We start from the raw sequence: 17,625 nt of genomic DNA on the forward strand, positions 1-17,625 counted from the left end.
GGCAGTCCGAAGCGAAAGGGGCCCACGATGGCCGAAGCCCCAGCTCTCCGCTAGTTCAAGTCCTCGCACAGCAGCAACGGCGGCGACTGCGTCGAGGTGGCCACCCCGCCCGGCTGCGTCGCCCTCCGGGACTCCAAGGACCCCGGCGGGCCCGAACTGCACTTCCCCGCGCACGCCTTCGCGTCCTTTCTGGCCGGGTACAAGGAGGACGCGTTCGCTGCGTGAGGCCAGCGGCATCTACTGAGCTATGACGACGTGAAGTCCGGCGTCGAGGCCGTGGGTGCGCTCGCGAACGGAGAAGAGGGGAAAGCTGCCGCCATCGGGGCAGGGATGGCAGCTGGTGCACTTACGGAATCCGCTTGCGGAACGGCCGCTGTTGCCGCTGGCGCGCCCACTGGTGGAGTGGGGGCGCCGTCGTCGGGGCTGCGTGTTTCAAGGTCGGGGATTACGTGGGTGACAAGGTTGAGGAAGAAGGAATGGACGCCTGGGCACAAATGATGCCGACCGGGGGAGGGCGATTCCGCCCTCCCCCGGCCAGTCGGCCACCCCCATTGGAAATCCCACACTCGGAGGCTGACATGGAAAGTAATACGCTGGCCGCATTGAGCGGTGCGTCTGGTGCAACTCCTTGGAGTTCTCGTCGCCACCAGTGATGAGATGGGGAGATGAACCACCGACTCACCCTTGACCTGGGCGACTACGCCGCGACCCGCACCCCCTGGGACGACCCCGGCTGGCAGCGGCAGGCCCTTGACTGGGCCGGGCGGGCGGTGGCGGGGGCCGGGCTCCGGGAGGACACCGCCCGGCGGCGCGGCGTACGGGTGCGGCCCTGGTCGGTCCTCGTGCGGTTCCCGCTGGAGGGCGGAGCCGGGGCCTGGTTCAAGGCCAATCCCCCCGCCTCCGCCTTCGAGGCGGGCCTCGGCGAGGCACTCGCCCGCTGGGTGCCCGAACACGTCCTGCATCCGTACGCCGTCGACGCCGAGCGCGGCTGGTCCCTCTGGCCCGACGGCGGCACCGTCTTCGCGGACCTCCTCAACGCGCCCGGCACCCCCGACCCCCGCGCCTGGGACGAGCCCCTGCGCCAGTACGCCACGATGCAGCGGGCCCTGATCCCGTACGCCGACAAGGCCGAGGCCCTCGGCGTGCCGAGCGTGCGGGCCGCCGCGCTCCCGGAGACGTACGAGCGCATGGTGGGCCGGTGTACCGCCCTGGACGTGCAGGAGCGCACCCAGCTGCTCGCCCGCATGGGGCAAGTCACCGACTGGTGCGCGGAGTTGGCGAGCTTCGGCGTGCCGGACTCCCTCGACCACTCCGACCTCCACGAGGCACAGATCTTCGCGCCGGGGGCGGCCCACCCCGACCGCTACGCCTTCTTCGACTGGGGCGACGCCGTGGTCGGCCACCCCTTCTCCAGCCTCCTCGTCAACGCCCGTGCCGTCCGCCGCCGTTACGGCCCCGACGTGCTGCCGCGGCTCCGGGACGCCTACCTGGAACCGTGGACCGGCGACGGGCACAGCGCCGCCGAGCTGCGGCGCGCTGTGAGCCTGGCCTGCCGACTCGGTGCCGTATCGAGGGCCGGGTCATGGGGACGCCTGTTCCCCGAGGCGGGCACGGGGCCCGGCGACGGGGCCGACGTGGCGCGCTGGCTCCGCGAGCTCTTCGCGGAACCGCCGCTGTAGACGAAGGCGCGAGGAGGGGCGGACCGGAGCAGGCTCCCGGCCCGCCCCTTTCGCGGCAGCCGCCCCGCCCAGCCTCACCGGAAGCGACGCCTTCCCCGGGTGCGGGCCCGCCCCGCTGACGGACGCCGCCGAACGGGCGCTGCGGGGGGCCGGGGCGCGTGTCGTGCACCGCGAGAAGTACTTCTCACGGTCCGACGACGTCTTCGACCGGGAGCCCGTGGCCGTCGAGCCGGACGGTTCGTACGTCGCCGAGGTCGAACTCGACGGCTTGCCGGACCGTGCCGATCAGTGCGCGTGTGGAGATCAGTTACGAGTGAGGGGGACGCGGTCACGAGTGCGGGGGGAGGAGGTGAACGTCCGGGGAATTCGCGGGAGTTCACGTTGACCCCGGAACGTTCTACGCGCATCAATGAAGGCATGCGAATCCCCCCACGCACACGCATCGCCGCCCTCGCGGGCGCCTTCGCCCTGACGTCCGCACTCCTGGCGGGCGGCACCGCCACGGCCTCGGCCCCCTCCGGGGCCGTCGCCTCAACCGCCGTACAGATCAACGCCGTCGGAGACATCTGCTACTCCAAGCTGCCCACTCAGGCGCACGACACCCTGGGGCTCATCGAGAAGGGCGGCCCGTACCCGTACGAGCAGGACGGGACCGTCTTCAAGAACCGCGAGGGCGTCCTGCCGGGCCAGACCAACGGGTACTACCACGAGTACACGGTGATCACCCCGGGTGCGCCGACCCGAGGCGCCAAGCGCGTCGTGACGGGTGAGAAGTCGCAGGAGGACTACTACACCGCCGACCACTACGCGTCGTTCGACCTGGTCAAGTACGGCTGCTGACGAGGAATCTGAGGGCCCGTCACGGAGATCACCGTGACGGGCCCTCCGCCGTTGCGCGGGGTCGTCGCGGGGCCGGGTACCGGGCTGCCGCCCGATTACCGCCGACTACCGCCCGACGAAGCGTCGGACGGGTCCGTCGACTCCGCCCGCTTCCGCGCCGTGCTGGGACGTTTCGCCAGCGGCATCACCGTCGTCGCGGCCCTCGACGAGAGCGACGAACCCGACGGCCTCGCCCGCCAGTCCTTCGCCTCGCTCTCCCTCGACCCGCCGCTCGTCCTGCTCGGCGTCGGCAGGAACTCCAGCAGCCGGTCCACGATCGAACGGGCCGGACGGTTCGGGGCGAGCATCCTCGCCGACGACCGGGCCGACATCTGCGCCGCCCTCGGCCGCACGGGCGCCGACAAGTTCACCACGTTCACGTCCGCCGACCGGGCACGCGCCCCAGCGGCGCCGTCCCCATCAACAACGCTCTGGCCACGGTCGATTGCGAGCTGTACGCCGTCCACGAGGCAGGTGATCATTACGTGATCACCGCCCGCGTCCTCGGCCTGGACGCGCGCGCCGACGGATCGCCCCTGCTCTGCTTCCGCAGTGACTACGCCACCGGAGTGTTCACATGACCGATTCTCCGCTGACCGATTCCCCGGCCTGGGACCACACCTACGACGTCGTCGTGGTCGGCTCCGGTGCCGCCGGAATGGCCGCCGCCCTCACCGCACGGCTGCGCGGCCTGACCGCCCTCATCGTGGAGAAGACCGACAAGTACGGCGGCTCCACCGCCCTGTCCGGCGGCGCGATATGGGTGCCGGCCAACTTCCACCTCGACGAGGCGGGCCTCGGCGACACCCGCGCCAAGGCCCGCGCCTACCTCGACGCCACCGTCGGCGACCGCGTCCCCGAGGCCCGCAAGGACGCCTACCTCGACCACGGGCCGCGCATGATCGAGGAGTTCCACGACCGCACCGACGTGCGGTTCATGTACACCCCCGGCTACTCGGACTACTACCCCGAGGCCATGGGCGGCATGGCGCAGGGCCGCTCCATCGAGCCCCGCATCACCGACCTCAGGGAACTCGGGCCGCTCGCCGCCGACATGCGCCGCGCGGGCCTGGCCACGTACGGGCTCACCATCACCTCGTACGACTTCCGCCACGTGAACATGATCAGCCGCACCTGGGCGGGCCGGAAGGCAGCCCTCCGCGTCGGTGCGCGCGCAGCGAAGGCCCTGGTCACCGGCAAGAAGCTGCTGTCGCTCGGCGAGGCGCTGATCGCCAGACTGCGCCTGTCGCTGGACAAGCACGGGGCCGACCTGTGGCTGTCCGCCCCGCTGACCTCCTTCGTGCGGGCGGAGGACGGCGGCCGGGTCCTGGGAGTGCGCGTGACCCGGGACGGCAAGGAGGTCTCCGTACGGGCCAAGGGCGGCGTCGTACTGGCCTCCGGAGGGTTCTCGCACAACCAGGAGCTGCGCGAGAAGCACCTCCCGGCTCCGACGTCCGCCGCCTGGACGCACGCCTCCGAGGGGCAGGTCGGCGACGCACTGCGGCTCGGTGAGGAACTCGGGGCGGCGACCGATCTGCTCGACAAGGTGTGGGGCGCGCCTTCGGTCTGCCCGCCCGGCGGGAACTCCTTCTTCCTGGTCGCCGACCGTGGCATTCCGGGCATGGTCATCGTCAACGCGGCGGGGGAGCGGTACGCCAACGAGGCGGCCCCCTACCACCAGTTCGTCGACGCGATGTACGAGGCGGACCGGCCCGGGGCGACGACCGTGCCGTCCTGGCTGATCCTGGACGCCCGCTCCAAGTCGAGGTACCTGTTCGCCGGGCTCTTCCCGGGACAGCCCTTCCCCGCGTCGTGGACCCGGACCGGCTTCCTCAAGCAGGCCGCGACGATCGAGCAGCTCGCCACGCTCATCACGGCGCCGGAACTGCCCTCGGCCGTACGGAGGTTCAACCGCTTCGCCGACGCGGGCAAGGACGCGGACTTCGGGCGGGGGGAGAGCGTGTACGACCGGTACTACGGCGACCCCACGCTCCCGAACCCGAACCTCGCCCCGCTGGAGAAGGGGCCGTTCTACGCCGTACCGGTACACCCCGGCGACATCGGCACCAAGGGCGGCCTCGTGACCGACACCGAGGCGCGGGTGCTGCGCGAGGACGGGTCCGTGATCGAGGGACTGTATGCCTCCGGGAACTGTTCGGCGGCGGTCATGGGGGAGACGTACCCCGGTCCTGGCGCGACGATCGGGCCCGCGATGGCGTTCAGCTGGGCGGCGGTCAACGACATCGCCTCGGTCCTCCCGGTCCTCTCGGTCCTCCCGGTCATCGCAGGCGAGGGGTCGTCCACTCCAGGCGCCGCCTGAGCCTTTCGTCCCGTACGTGGCGGAGGGCGTCGCGGGCGATGTCGTGGGCGGGGGTGCCGGGGGCTCCGTCCGCGAGGGCGTGGAGGAGGGCGTCGGCGGCGCGGGGGTCCTGGCAGGCGGCCAAGCCTCGGGCGGCTTCGGCGTAGGTGGGGGTGGTGGGGGAGAGGGCTCCTGATGCGTCCGGTGCGTCCGGTGCGTCCGGTGCGTCCGGTGCGTCCAGTTCGTCTGTGTCTGCGGGTGCGTCTGTGTCTGCGGGTGCGTGGGGGGCTGAGGTTGCCTGCGGCGTTGGTCCCCTTCCCTCCCTTTCACCGTTCCCCGGGCGCTGCCCGGATCCGTGCGGGTGCGTTGTGGCTGGTCGCGCCCGCGCGGCGGAGCCGCACACGTCACAGCCCCGCGCCCCTGAAGGGGACACCTGTTGCGCCAAAGCGTCCCGTATCGGCGTGCTCGCCGTTCCGTTCGCCGCGCGATGCGCCAGGGCCTCCACCGCTGCCCCGCGTACCCCGAGGTCCGGGTCTCGGGACAGGGAGATCAGGGCGTTCACAGCGGGCTCGGACATGCCCAATCGCCCCAAGGCCCTCGCGGCCCTCTCCCGTACCCCCGCATCGGCATGCGGCACGCGGGCCAGCACCTCCGGCAGGGCCGTCGGGTCGGCGTGGCGGCCCAACGCCCGTATCGCCGCCCGGGTCAGGCACGCCGGGGCCTCCCGCGACGCCAGTTCGCGCAGCAGCGGTACCGAGCGGGTGCGCCCACCCACCCTCGCCAGCACGTCCGCTGCGAAGGTTTGGTGGAGGAAGGTGGAGGACTCGGCACACCACGACTCCGCCGCCCGGAACGTCTCCTCGCCCGCCCGCTGCCACAGCGCCGCCACCGACTCCCGCCAGTCGTTGCCCTCCGGGTCCCCCGAGCGGACCGCCCGCTCCATCAGCTCCGCCGCCGGTGTCTCCACGCCGAGCACGCACTCCAGGCGCGTGACCACGGCCGCGTGCGCCGTCTGCTGCTCGTCCGACGCCACCGGTACGCCGTCCCGCAACAGCTCCACCACCACCGTCGTACCACCCTCCTCCACCACCCGGCGCGCCGCGAACTCGTCGCCCTCCCGCACCCCGTGCATCTGCTGCAACCGTCGCCGCACCGCTTGCTCCACATCACTTTCCAGCCAGCCGCGCGCCTCGGCGAGGGCCGCCCTCCGGTCCGCGGCCCGGTGCCGCAGCAGCGCCCGCACCGTCGCCGGGGAACCGCGCCGCGCGGCCAGTACGAGGGCCGACTCGCCGCCGGGGCCGGGGAGGTCGGGATCCGCGCCGTGCGACAGGAGTACGTCCACCGTCCGCGCGTGGCCGCGCCCGGCCGCCCAGGTCAGCGCCGTGAAGCCGTAGTCCTCGCGCAGGTCGGGCCGCGCCCCGGCGGACAGGAGGGCCCGTACGGCCTCGGTGTGACCGCCGACGGCCGCCGCGCACAACGGCAGGTCCCCGCCGTCCGGGCCGCCCGGCCGGTCCGGGTCCGCGCCCGCCGCGAGCAGCGAACGCACCACCCCGGGGCGGTCGTTCGCCGCCGCCGCGTAGAGGGCGGTCGTTCCGTCGATGTCCGTGGCCTCCGCCGGGACGCCCGCCCGAAGCAGCCGTACAACAGCGTCGTCCTCGCCACCGTGCACAGCCTCGAACAGGTCCCGCAGGCCCGCTGTCGGCTCGTAGTCCATCCTTCGACCCTACGCGGACCGCCGACCGTTCCCGCAGGTCAGGTGCTGTGCTGGTCAGATGGGTGGGAGTGACGCAGGGGGCGAGGACGCCCCCTGCGGGGGGTGCGGAAGGGCTGCGCGGGGGCGCGGAAGTGCTGTGCCGGGGGTGCGGAAGCGCCTCACGTGTCGCAGGACAGGACCGTGCGGCACAGGCCGCAGCGCGCCCGCAGCGTCCCGCGCACCGGCACCCGCAGCCGCTGGTGGCAGGTCGGGCAGGGGAACGAGACGCGCAGCGCCGCCGGTTCGCCCTCGAAGGCGTACCGGGCGAGAGGGCCCGGCGTGCCCGTGCCGCCGTGTTCCCGGGCTAGCCTGCGATCCTTGGCGTACCGGTGCCGGGCGAGTCGGCCCGCCTCCGCGAGGGGCGGCTGCCGGGTGTCGCGCAGCGCCTGGGCCATGCCCTTCGTGTACGCCGTGTACGCCTCCGCGCTGGTGAACCAGGGGGCCGGGTCCTCCCCGAGGAGCAGCGCGCGCTTGGCGAGCACGTACCCGAACTCCTCCGGGGTGAGATAGCCCAGCTTCTGGCTGGAGGCCCCGTCCTGCCGGAAGGCGTCGAGCAGCAGCCAGCCCGCACCGAGGTACGTCGTCACCGTGTCGGTGAGGATCTCGTTGTCGCGCGTGCCGGGGAAGGACAGGTCCAGGCGGTGCAGGAGGACGTGCGTGATCTCGTGCGCGAGGGCGGCGCCGATGTCGCGGCGATGGGTGAGGAAGCGCTCGTTGAGCTCGATGAAGTACTCGGGCCCCGCGGTGAGTTCCACCCCGGCCGCGTGTTCCATCTGCCGGTAACTGACGATCATCCGGGCGTCCGGCAGACGCAGGTGGGAGACGAGCGCGCGGGCCACCTCCTGGGCCCCCAGATGCGGATCGTCCTGTACGGAGAAGGCCACGTCGGCGGGGAACACGCTCGGCACGTACGCGTGCACGCCGTCCTCGCCGATCCGCCGGTAGAGCGCGGTGAGGGCCGCCCGCACCGTGTCCAGGTGCGGGAAGCCGTGCTCGACCTCGCTGCCGATGTCCGCGATGCCCATGTGCGCCCCTTCTGCCACCGGTCCAGGATGCCCGTCGACGCCCGCCGCGGGCTGGCCGAAAAGGAACCCTTGTCGGCCGATGGATCAACTCCACATAATCCAACAGCGCGTTGACGGGCTCATGCCAGCGTTGCATCGGTGCGTGCCGTGTGTGATGTGTGTGCTCCGTGCGTGTTCGGCAGGTGCTCCGTGCAGTGCGCTTCCCTCTCCACCCCCCACGAAAGGCACTCCGTTGAAGAACGTACTCCGTGCCATCAAGAGATCCGCCGTCATAGGCGCGGTCGCGCTCGCCGCATTCAGTCTCCAGCCCGCGGGCGCCTCCGCGGGAACCACCGGAACCCCCGGCACCCAGCCCGTCGTTGGAGGAACGCGCGCCGCCCAGGGCGAGTTCCCGTTCATGGTCCGCCTCTCCATGGGCTGTGGCGGCGCGCTCTACGCCAAGGACATCGTCCTCACCGCCGCCCACTGCGTCGACGGCTCCGGGAACAACACCAGCATCACCGCCACCGCCGGCGTCGTGGACCTCCAGAGCTCCAGCGCCATCAAGGTGAAGTCCACCAAGGTCCTCCAGGCCCCCGGCTACAACGGCAGCGGCAAGGACTGGGCGCTCATCAAGCTGGCCAAGCCGATCAACCAGCCCACGCTGAAGATCGCCACCAACACCTCGTACAACTCCGGCACCTTCACGGTCGCCGGCTGGGGCGCGGCCCGCGAGGGCGGGGCGCAGCAGCGCTACCTGCTCAAGGCGCAGGTGCCCTTCGTGTCCGACGCGTCGTGCAAGACGTCGTACAGCGACCTCATCCCCGGCGAGGAGATCTGCGCCGGGTACGCGCAGGGCGGCACGGACACCTGCCAGGGTGACTCCGGCGGCCCGATGTTCCGCAAGGACAACGCGGGCGCGTGGATCCAGGTCGGCATCGTGAGCTGGGGCAACGGCTGCGCCCGGCCGAACTACCCGGGCGTGTACACGGAGGTCTCGACCTTCGCGTCGGCGATCGCGCAGGCCGCTTCGACCCTGTAAGGGGTCTTGTGCGAGGGGCGGGGCTGCTGTGCACGCGTGCGGTACGGCGTGCAGGGGCCCCGCCCCTTCCGTGTGCACGGGGCTGGTAGTCAGGGGCGCGGAGCTGTGACATGTACGGCTCCGCCGCGCGGGCGCGAGCAGCCACGGCGCACTCGCACATACCCGAGACCAGCAGCGCGGCGAGCGCTTCGGGGAAGCGGCGGGCAGGGGGCTTGTCCCGCGCCGTGGCCTGGACTGCGTCCGATTCCCGCCCGCGCGCAGTGGCCTGGACTGCGACGGATTCTCGCCCGCGCGCGGTGGCCTGGACCGCGACCCATCCCCGTCCCGGGCAGTGGCCTGGACTGCGACGGATTCTCGCCCGCGCGCGGTGGCCTGGACCGCGACCCATCCCCGTCCCGGGCAGTGGCCTGGACTGCGACGGATTCTCGCCCGCGCGCGGTGGCCTGGACCGCGACCCATCCCCGTCCCGGGCAGTGGCCTGGACTGCGACGGATTCTCGCCCGCGCGCGGTGGCCTGGACCGCGACCCATCCCCGTCCCGGGCAGTGGCCTGGACTGCGACGGATTCTCGCCCGCGCGCGGTGGCCTGGACCGCGACCCATCCCCGTCCCGGGCAGTGGCCTGGACCGCGACCCACCCCCGCCCGCACGCAGCGGCCTGAACCCCAGCCCAGCGCCACCCTCACCCCCACCCCCGCGCCGTAGAACCGCACCCCCGACCGGGTCGGGGCCGACCAGGCCGGGTCCCCTACCCCACCGCCCCCGTCATCTCACCCCCACCTCCCTCCACCTCCAGCACCCACACCTCATTCACCCCGTCCCTCACCACCGCCCCCGGCACAAACAGCGCCCCCTGCGGCCCCACCCCCGGCCAGTACCGCCCCAGGCAGAACCCGTTCACCCACACGAACCCCCGCCCCCACCCCGGCAACTCCAGCCCCGCATCCCCGCTCCCGCCCTCGGCGACGGTGAACTCTCCCGAGTAGAGCCCCGCAGGGAGCCCGTCCGACCCACCCGCCCCACCCGACCCACCCGGCACCCCGCGGAACCCCACCTTCCGCACCGCCCCCGCATCCTCGAACGCCTCCAGCCGCAGCCCCCTCGACCGCACCCCGTGCAGATACTGCCGCTCGTGCAGCACACCCCCCGTCAGCCCCTTCGACTCCCCGACCCGGGGCCCGTAATTGACCCGCCCCAGCGACTCCACCCACAGCTCCACCACCGCGGGCCCCGCCACCGGCTCCGCCAGAAAACAGTCCTCCTCCGTCAGGGACCCCGCCCGCACCCCGTCCACCCACACCACCGCCCGGTCCCGCAGCCCCCGCACCCCCAGCGGATACGCCTGCCTCGGCCCCGGCACCTCCACCCGGTAGCGGACCAGCCCCCGCCCCACCCCCAGCTCCTCGAACGTCGCCGGAACACCGCGTTCCGTCTCCTCGCCGCCCAGCGCCTCCAGTACGTCCCCCAGCGGCGCCCACTGCGTGAACTCCACCTCCAGCGGACCCGCCAACCGCACCGGCGGTTCCGGCACCTCCGGAAGCGGACCCTCCGCGTACGGTGCGAGCACCTCCCGGAAACGCCAGAACTTCTCCGTCGGCCGCCCGAACTCGTCAACGGGCGCGTCGTAGTCGTACGACGTCACCGTCGGCTGAAGCTCCCCGCCGTGCAGCTCACCGGCCCGGTTCGCCCCCGCCCAGCCCGCGAAGTTCGTCCCGCCGTGCGCCATGTACAGGTTCACCGACGCCCCGCACTCCAGGATCTCCCGCAGCGCCGCCGTCGCGTCCCCCGCGTCCCGTACGACCCTCGAAGCACCCCAGTGCTCGAACCACCCGCACCAGAACTCCATGCACATCAAAGGCCCCGACGGCTGATGCGCCCGCAGCGTCTCGAACGCCGCCCGCGCCCCCGACCCGAAGTTCGCCGTCGCCAGCACCCCCGGAATCGAACCGCCCGTCAGCATGTGGTCCTCCGGCCCGTCCGAGGTGAACAGAGGCACCATCACCCCCACCTCCCTCAAGAACCCCGCCAAACGCCCCAGATACACCGCGTCCGACCCGTAACTCCCGTACTCGTTCTCCACCTGCACCATCACCACCGGACCGCCCCGCGTGACCTGCCGCTGCACCACCTGCGGCAGCAACCGCCGGAACCACCGCTCCACCTGCCCCAGATACGCCCCGTCGCGCGTCCGCACCCGCGTGCCCAACGGCCCGGTCAGCCAGTGCGGCAGCCCGCCGTTCTCCCACTCCGCGCAGATGTAGGGCCCCGGGCGCACGATCGCCCACAGCCCCGCCTCCGCCACCGCGTCCAGGAACCGGCCCGGCGCGTCCACGTCGTGGAACCGGCCCGGCTCCGGCTCGTGCAGGTTCCACGGGACGTACGTCTCCACGCAGTTGAGGCCCATCGCCCGCAGCATCCGCAGCCGGTGCCCCCAACTCGACTCGTGCACACGGAAGTAGTGCAACGCCCCGGACAGCAGCCGCACCGGTCGCCCGTCCAGCAGAAAGTCCTGGTCACCCACCGTGAAGTCAGCCACGGTCCCCACCCATCCGGAAGTCGACGACAAGGGACACACCCTCCCCCCTGGCGGCCGGACCGGTCCATGGACAAAGATCAACGGAAGTTGGACGGTTGGCTACGAGAGCCGGGCACGACCGGTGGGTGCGGATCGGTGCGTACGGATCGGTGCGTACGGACCGGCACGCACGGACCGTGGTTCACGGACCGGCAGGGGACCACCCGAGGACGGACGAGGGACGCGGATGTACCACACCTGGATGCGCTACTTCACCCCCAGCCCCACCCACCACAAACTCGGCCTGGTCTGCCTCGGCGTCGGCCTCCAGCACGGCACCCTCCCCACCGTCGGCCCCCGCACCCTCGACCACCACGTCGCCATCGTCATCAGCGCGGGCTCCGGCTGGTACCGGGGCGCCGACGGCCGCCGCACCACCGTCACCGCACCCGCCCTCCTCTGGGTCACCCCCGGCGTCCCGCACCACTACGGACCCGACCCCGACACCGGCTGGGACGAGAGCTTCGTCGACTTCACCGGGCCCGCCACCGCCACGTACACCGAACTCGGCTACATAGAGCCCGACCGGCCCGTCGTCCCCCTCGCCGACACCGCCGGAGCCCGCGCCGCCGTCGGCCGCATCGCCCGCGCCGCCCGCCGGGGCAACCCCCTCCTCGAAGTCGAGACCGGCGCCGCCGTCCACGAACTCCTCGTCGCCCTGCGCCGCGCCCGCGCCGACCTCGGCGCCGACGGCGACCCCGTCCTGGCCGCCCTCGCCCGCGACGCCTTCCAGCCCCTCTCCGTCGCCGAACACGCCTCCCGGCACGGCATGACCCCCGCCGAACTCCGCAACGCCGTACGCCGAGGAGCCGGGTGCAGCCCCAAGGACTACCTCCTCGGCATCCGCCTCGGCCGCGCCAAGGAACTCCTCGCCGCCACCGAACTCCCCGTCGCCGCCGTCGCCCGCCGCGTCGGCTACGACGACCCCGCCTACTTCTCCCGCCTCTTCACCCGCCGGGTCGGGACCGCCCCCGTCCGCTTCCGCGAACAACAGGGACGCACCGTGCCCGGGGGATGGAGCAACCAGATCCCGCATCCCGAACATCCACCGACGATCGCCACCTGATCCACGTAAGCTCGACGACCATGACCACCGACACCACCGGCCCCGTCGACCCCTCGGTACGGGCCGAACTCGACCGGCTCCGCGACAGCATCGACAACATCGACGCGGCTGTCGTCCACATGCTCGCGGAGCGCTTCAAGTGCACGATGCAGGTCGGCCACCTCAAGGCCGAACACCATCTCCCGCCCGCCGACCCGGCCCGCGAAGCCCGCCAGATCGCCCGCCTTCGGGGGCTGGCCGAGTCCGCCAAACTCGACCCGGCCTTCGCCGAGAAGCTCCTCAACTTCATCATCGCGGAAGTCATCCGCCACCACGAACAGATCGCCGACACCCCCTCGGAGTGACGAGGGCCCCATACGGCGGGGCGGTGCTCCGTGCGGCGAGGCCGCTCGCCTAGCCCTCTTGGGCTCCGCTTCCGCCGAGCCTCCTTGGGCGGCGGGGCCGCCCCCCGGGGGCGGGACGGGCGGGCAAGGGGGCGGCCCCTCTCGCTCCGGGCCCACCCCGGAGCCGCCCGCCGTTACCCCCGCTTATGGGTGCGCCGCACCCGGGTGCGCCTGCGGCGGGCCGCCCCAGACCCACCCCTTCACCTAAACTCGCGAGGCTTGGGGGGTCGGGCGTGCAGGCACGTCGTGGCTGGCCGCGCAGTTCCCCGCGCCCCAAAGACATGCTCCCCGCGCCCCCCCAAGGCATGCTCCCCACCCGCGCCCCCTCAAGGCAAACCCCCCACCCCGGCAGAGCCCCCGCATCGGGGACCATGTCCCCATGTCCGTACTGACGCGCGACGAAGCGCAGACCCGTGCCCAGCTCATCGAAGCCCGCCACTACACGGTCGACCTCGACCTCACCCAAGGCGACGACACCTTCGACTCCCGTACCGTCATCCACTTCACGGCACGCACCGCAGGCGACACCTTCATCGAGCTCAAGCCCGCCACCCTGCGCTCCGTCACCCTCGACGGACACCCCCTCGACCCCGCCGCCCTCACCGAGAACCGGTTCCCCCTCACCGCCCTCACCCCCGGCGACCACGAACTCCGCGTCGACGCCGCCATGCACTACTCCCGTACCGGCGAAGGCATGCACCGCTTCACCGACCCCGCCGACGGCGAGACGTACGTCTACACCCAGCTCTTCCTCGACGACGTCCAGCGCGTCTTCCCCGCCTTCGACCAGCCCGACCTCAAGTCCGTCTTCGAGGTCGCCGTCACCGCCCCCGAAGGCTGGACCGTCGCCTCCAACAGCCGCAACACCGACCACACCCCCGACGGCCGCTGGACCTTCGCCGCCACCCCCCTCATCTCCACCTACCTCGTCGCCGTCATCGCGGGCCCCTGGCACTCCGTACGCACCGAACACGCCGGGCTGCCCTTCGCCCTGCACTGCCGCCGCTCCCTCGCCCCCCACCTCGACGCCGACGCCGACGAGATCCTCGGCATCACCAAGGACTGCTTCGACCGGTACCACGAGAAGTTCGACGAGCCGTACCCCTTCGACTCCTACGACCAGGCATTCGTCCCCGAGTTCAACGCGGGCGCCATGGAGAACCCCGGACTCGTCACCTACCGCGACACCTACGTCTACCAGTCCGCCGTCACCGACACCCAGCGCCAGACCCGCGCCCTGACCGTCGCGCACGAGATGGCCCACATGTGGTTCGGCGACCTCGTCACCCTCCAGTGGTGGGACGACATCTGGCTCAACGAGTCCTTCGCCGAATACATGGCCTACCAGGTCCTCTCCGAAGCCACCCGCTTCAAGGACACCTGGACCGACTTCGCCATCGCCCGCAAGAGCTGGGGCTACGACGCCGACCAGAGCCCCTCCACCCACCCCGTCGCCCCCGACCACGAAGCCGTCCCCGACACCGCGACCGCCCTCCTCAACTTCGACGGCATCTCCTACGCCAAGGGCGCCTCCGCCCTGCGCCAACTCGTCTTCTGGATGGGCGAGAAGGACTTCCTGACCGGCATCAACACCCACTTCACCCGCCACAAGTTCGCCAACGCCACCCTCGCCGACCTCCTCGACAACCTCGCCACCGCCACCGACCGCGACGTCCACGCCTGGGCCCAGTCCTGGCTCCGCACCACCGGCGTCGACACCCTCACCCCGACGGTCACCGACACCGACGCGGGCTGGACCCTCGACATCGCCCACACCGGAGGCCGCCCGCACCGCATCACCGTCGGCGCGTACGACCAGGACCTGGTCGACGCGGACACCCTCGTGCTGCGCGAACGCTTCGAGCTGGACGTACCGGCACCGGACGTATTGGTACCGGGCGCGTCTGCACCGGACGCACCGGCGGGGGAGGCCCCCGAAGCCCAGGGAGCACAGGCCCCCACCCACCACCCCGGCCGCCGCCCCGCCCTGCTCCTCCTCAACGACGGCGACCACACCTACGCCAAGGTCCGCCTCGACCCCACCTCCTGGAACACCGCACTCCACTCCCTCGCGGGCATCCCCGACGCCGTCACCCGCGCCGTGATCTGGAACGCCGCCCGCGACATGGTCCGCGACGGCCAACTCCCGCCCACCGCCTACCTCGACGCCGCCCGCGCCCACCTCCCGCACGAGACCGACCTCGCCGTCGTCCAGGGCGTCCTCGCGTTCGCCGCCGGACAGGTCGCCGACCGCTACCTCACCCCCGCCGCCCGCCAGAGGGCCCTCGCCACCCTCGCCGACCTCTGCCGCGACCTCATGCGCCGCACCGAGGACGGCAACAACCCGGGCCTGCGCCTGGTCGCCGTACGCCACTTCATCTCCGCCGCGACCCAGCCCGACAGCGTCCAGGACTGGTACGACAACGACAGCGTCCCCGGCGGCCCCCTCCTCGACCCCGAACTCCGCTGGAGCATCCTCCACCGGCTCGCCGTACTCGGCGCGACCGACGAAGCCGCCATCGACCGCGAACTCACCCGCGACCCCAGCGCCACCGGCCAACAGGGCGCCGCCCGCTGCCGCGCCGCACTCCCCACCGCCGAGGCCAAGGCAGCCGCCTGGGAACGCCTCTTCACCTCCGACGACCTCTCCAACTACCTGTTCACCGCCACCGCCCAGGGCTTCTGGCAGCCGGAACAGACCGAACTCGTCGCCGACTACGTCCCCCGCTACTACCCGGCCGCCACAGCCCTCGCCGCCCGCCGGGGCCCGGCCATGGCGGAGGCGGCGGGCCATTACGCGTTCCCCGTCCACGCGGTGACCCCGGAGGCGCTGGCCCTCGGCGAACAGCACCTCTCGACAACCGACCTGACCCCGGCCCTGCGCCGCAAGCTCGTCGACCAACTGGACAACCTCGCCCGCTCCTTGAGGGTCCGCACAGCCGACTAGCCCACCCCCGTGCCCGCCGCATCGCCGTTCGCCCGCGGCGGGCCACCCCAACCCCGCCCCCTGCACCGGGCTGCGCCCACGCGTCCCCCATCACCCCCAAGCTCTCAACTTCGTTCGAGCAGGTGCCCCCTCGACGGGTTGGACGCCGCGTGACGGGCCGAGATCCCCCGCAGGGGGGCATTGAGGGGAGCGGGGCTGTGTCGATATGCGGCTCCGCCGCGTGGGCGCGCCCAGCCACGACGCACCCGCACACACCCCGGACCGGACCAGCCGCGCGGCAAGCGCTTGAGGGAAGGGGCGGAGAGGGGAGAAATCGCCCCGCGCAGCGGCCCGAACCCCCGCCCCCACCCAACCCGCACGGGAGCACCCCCGCTCCCTATACCAGCCCCCGAAACCCCAACCCTCCTTCCCCGTACGGCAGTACCACTTTCGAGTTGCGCTCGTTGTCCACTCCGGACACCCAACCCGATCCCCGTACACGCTGGTGTGCCCGCGCCCCGCACACACCACCCCGAAGGACCCGCATGACCACGCCGCCGCCCCTGGCCACCACCCCAACCCAACCTCCCCTCCCACCCCTCTCCGGCGGCGCAACCGGCCCCACCGCCCTCCACCCCCTCCTCGACACCGTCCTCACCGCCCTCACCACCGGCACCGCCACCCGCCCCGGCCCCCTCCCCGCCGGCGGCCCCGAACACACCGCCGCCCAGCTCAGGGCCGCCGCCCACCCCCTCCTCCCCACCACCGGAACGGGCCCCCACCAAGCCCTCCGCACCCTCGTACACGCCCTCGCCGCAGGAGCAGCCGACCCCGCCCACCCCCACTGCGCCGCCCACCTGCACTGCCCACCCCTCGCCGTGGCCGCCGCCGCAGACCTCGCCGCCTCCGCCCTGAACCCCTCCATGGACTCCTGGGACCAGGCCCCCGCAGCCTCCGCCCTGGAGGAAACCCTCACCCGCACCCTCGCCGCCGAGCTGTACCCCGACACCCCCCACCCCGACACCCTCATCACCACCGGCGGCACCGAGTCCAACCAACTCGCCCTCCTCCTCGCCCGCGAAAAACACGCCCACCACGGCCCCCTCCAACTCGTCGTCGGCGCCAACGCCCACCACTCCCTCACCCGCGCCGCCTGGCTCCTCGGCCTCCCCGAACCCATCGTCGTACCCGCCCCCAACGGCACCCTCGACCCCGCCGCCCTCGACGAAGCCCTCACCCACCTCCACCACCCCACCCTCGTCACCGCCACCGCAGGCACCACCGACACCGGAGAGATCGACCCCCTCCCCGACATCGCCGACCTCTGCGAACGCCACCACGCCGACCTCCACATCGACGCCGCCTACGGCGGAACCGTCCTCTTCAGCCCCACCCACCGCCACCTCCTCACCGGCCTCCAACGCGCCCACACCATCACCCTCGACCTGCACAAACTCGGCTGGCAGCCCGTCGCCGCCGGACTCCTCGCCGTCCGCGACACCACCACCCTCGCCCCCCTCACCCACCAGGCCGACTACCTCAACGCCGACGACGACACCCAAGCGGGCATCCCCGACCTCCTCGGCCGCTCCCTGCGCACCACCCGCCGCGCCGACGCCCTGAAGATCGCCGTCACCCTCAAGTCCCTCGGCCGCGACGGCCTCGCCGACCTGATCGACCGCACCCTCGCCGCCGCCCGACACCTCGCCGACCTCGTCGACATCCACCCCGACCTCGACCTCTACGACCGCCCCACCCTGAGCACCGTCCTCTTCCGCCCCACCGGTGCCACGGACCACGACGTCGCGCACCTCCGCCGCCGCCTCCTCACCGAAGGCCGCGCCGTCCTCGGCCGCACCCACACCTCGGGCCGCCTCTGGTTCAAAGCCACCCTCCTCAACCCCCACACCACCCCCACTGACCTCCAAGCCCTGCTGGACCACATCACCCACGTCACCCACACCAGCCCGTCCGGCGTTTGAGGACGCGCGGGCCCAGCAGCCCGTGCAGGAAGCAAGGGG

11 protein-coding genes and 2 pseudogenes are annotated in these 17,625 nt (G+C 72.5%); 10 read left to right on the top strand and 3 right to left on the bottom strand.

Annotated features, from left to right (window positions below; translation table 11 throughout):
• Positions 1-27 precede the first annotated feature (27 nt).
• The 5 genes and pseudogenes from OG897_RS10495 to OG897_RS10520 all read left to right on the top strand — a co-directional run bounded on the left by OG897_RS10495 (position 28) and on the right by OG897_RS10520 (position 4,878).
• A pseudogene (locus OG897_RS10495) lies at positions 28-225 on the top strand (DUF397 domain-containing protein).
• Positions 226-665: 440 nt separating this feature from the next.
• Positions 666-1,679, top strand: coding sequence for a phosphotransferase (locus OG897_RS10500; protein WP_266655071.1), 1,014 nt, complete (start codon positions 666-668; stop codon positions 1,677-1,679).
• A 417-nt stretch (positions 1,680-2,096) separates the two neighbouring features.
• A complete protein-coding gene (locus OG897_RS10505; RefSeq protein WP_266655072.1) occupies positions 2,097-2,519 on the top strand; it encodes a ribonuclease domain-containing protein in 423 nt (140 codons plus the stop codon).
• A gap of 159 nt (positions 2,520-2,678) precedes the next feature.
• Positions 2,679-3,139 (top strand): annotated as a pseudogene (locus OG897_RS10510) (flavin reductase family protein).
• Positions 3,136-4,878, top strand: a complete 1,743-nt coding sequence (locus OG897_RS10520) for an FAD-dependent oxidoreductase (RefSeq protein WP_266655074.1) — start codon at positions 3,136-3,138, stop codon at positions 4,876-4,878. Before OG897_RS10510 ends, OG897_RS10520 begins: the two are co-directional and overlap by 4 nt.
• Here OG897_RS10520 and OG897_RS10525 read toward each other — a convergent pair.
• Positions 4,838-6,571, bottom strand: a complete 1,734-nt coding sequence (locus OG897_RS10525; protein WP_266655075.1) for an ankyrin repeat domain-containing protein — start codon at positions 6,569-6,571, stop codon at positions 4,838-4,840. The genes OG897_RS10520 and OG897_RS10525 overlap by 41 nt on opposite strands.
• A 158-nt stretch (positions 6,572-6,729) precedes the next feature.
• Positions 6,730-7,635: a hypothetical protein gene (locus OG897_RS10530; protein WP_266655077.1), complete on the bottom strand. Its 906-nt coding sequence runs from the start codon at positions 7,633-7,635 to the stop codon at positions 6,730-6,732.
• Positions 7,636-7,867: 232 nt separating this feature from the next.
• Here OG897_RS10530 and OG897_RS10535 point away from each other — a divergent pair, with 232 nt between their 5' ends.
• A complete protein-coding gene (locus OG897_RS10535; RefSeq protein ID WP_266655078.1) occupies positions 7,868-8,656 on the top strand; it encodes a trypsin-like serine protease in 789 nt (262 codons plus the stop codon).
• Between the two features lie 746 nt (positions 8,657-9,402).
• Here OG897_RS10535 and OG897_RS10540 read toward each other — a convergent pair.
• Complete coding sequence (locus tag OG897_RS10540; RefSeq protein WP_266655080.1) at positions 9,403-11,190, bottom strand: beta-galactosidase family protein; 1,788 nt, start codon at positions 11,188-11,190, stop codon at positions 9,403-9,405.
• Positions 11,191-11,416: 226 nt separating this feature from the next.
• On the opposite strand from OG897_RS10540, the gene OG897_RS10545 reads away from it, so the two are divergent.
• The 4 genes from OG897_RS10545 to OG897_RS10560 all read left to right on the top strand — a co-directional run bounded on the left by OG897_RS10545 (position 11,417) and on the right by OG897_RS10560 (position 17,586).
• Positions 11,417-12,295 (top strand): AraC family transcriptional regulator, encoded by an 879-nt coding sequence (locus OG897_RS10545; RefSeq protein ID WP_266655082.1) that lies wholly within the window; start codon positions 11,417-11,419, stop codon positions 12,293-12,295.
• A gap of 20 nt (positions 12,296-12,315) precedes the next feature.
• Complete coding sequence (locus tag OG897_RS10550; protein WP_266655084.1) at positions 12,316-12,639, top strand: chorismate mutase; 324 nt, start codon at positions 12,316-12,318, stop codon at positions 12,637-12,639.
• 418 nt (positions 12,640-13,057) lie between these two features.
• Positions 13,058-15,625 (top strand): aminopeptidase N, encoded by a 2,568-nt coding sequence (pepN, locus tag OG897_RS10555; protein WP_266655086.1) that lies wholly within the window; start codon positions 13,058-13,060, stop codon positions 15,623-15,625.
• A 524-nt stretch (positions 15,626-16,149) separates the two neighbouring features.
• The gene (locus OG897_RS10560; protein WP_266655088.1) at positions 16,150-17,586 is read left to right on the top strand and encodes an aminotransferase class V-fold PLP-dependent enzyme; all 1,437 of its coding nucleotides are present in this window, start codon (positions 16,150-16,152) and stop codon (positions 17,584-17,586) included.
• Positions 17,587-17,625 lie beyond the last annotated feature (39 nt).

The sequence above is a fragment of the Streptomyces sp. NBC_00237 genome (assembly GCF_026342435.1).
In the GTDB taxonomy this organism is placed as follows: Bacteria; Actinomycetota; Actinomycetes; order Streptomycetales; family Streptomycetaceae; genus Streptomyces.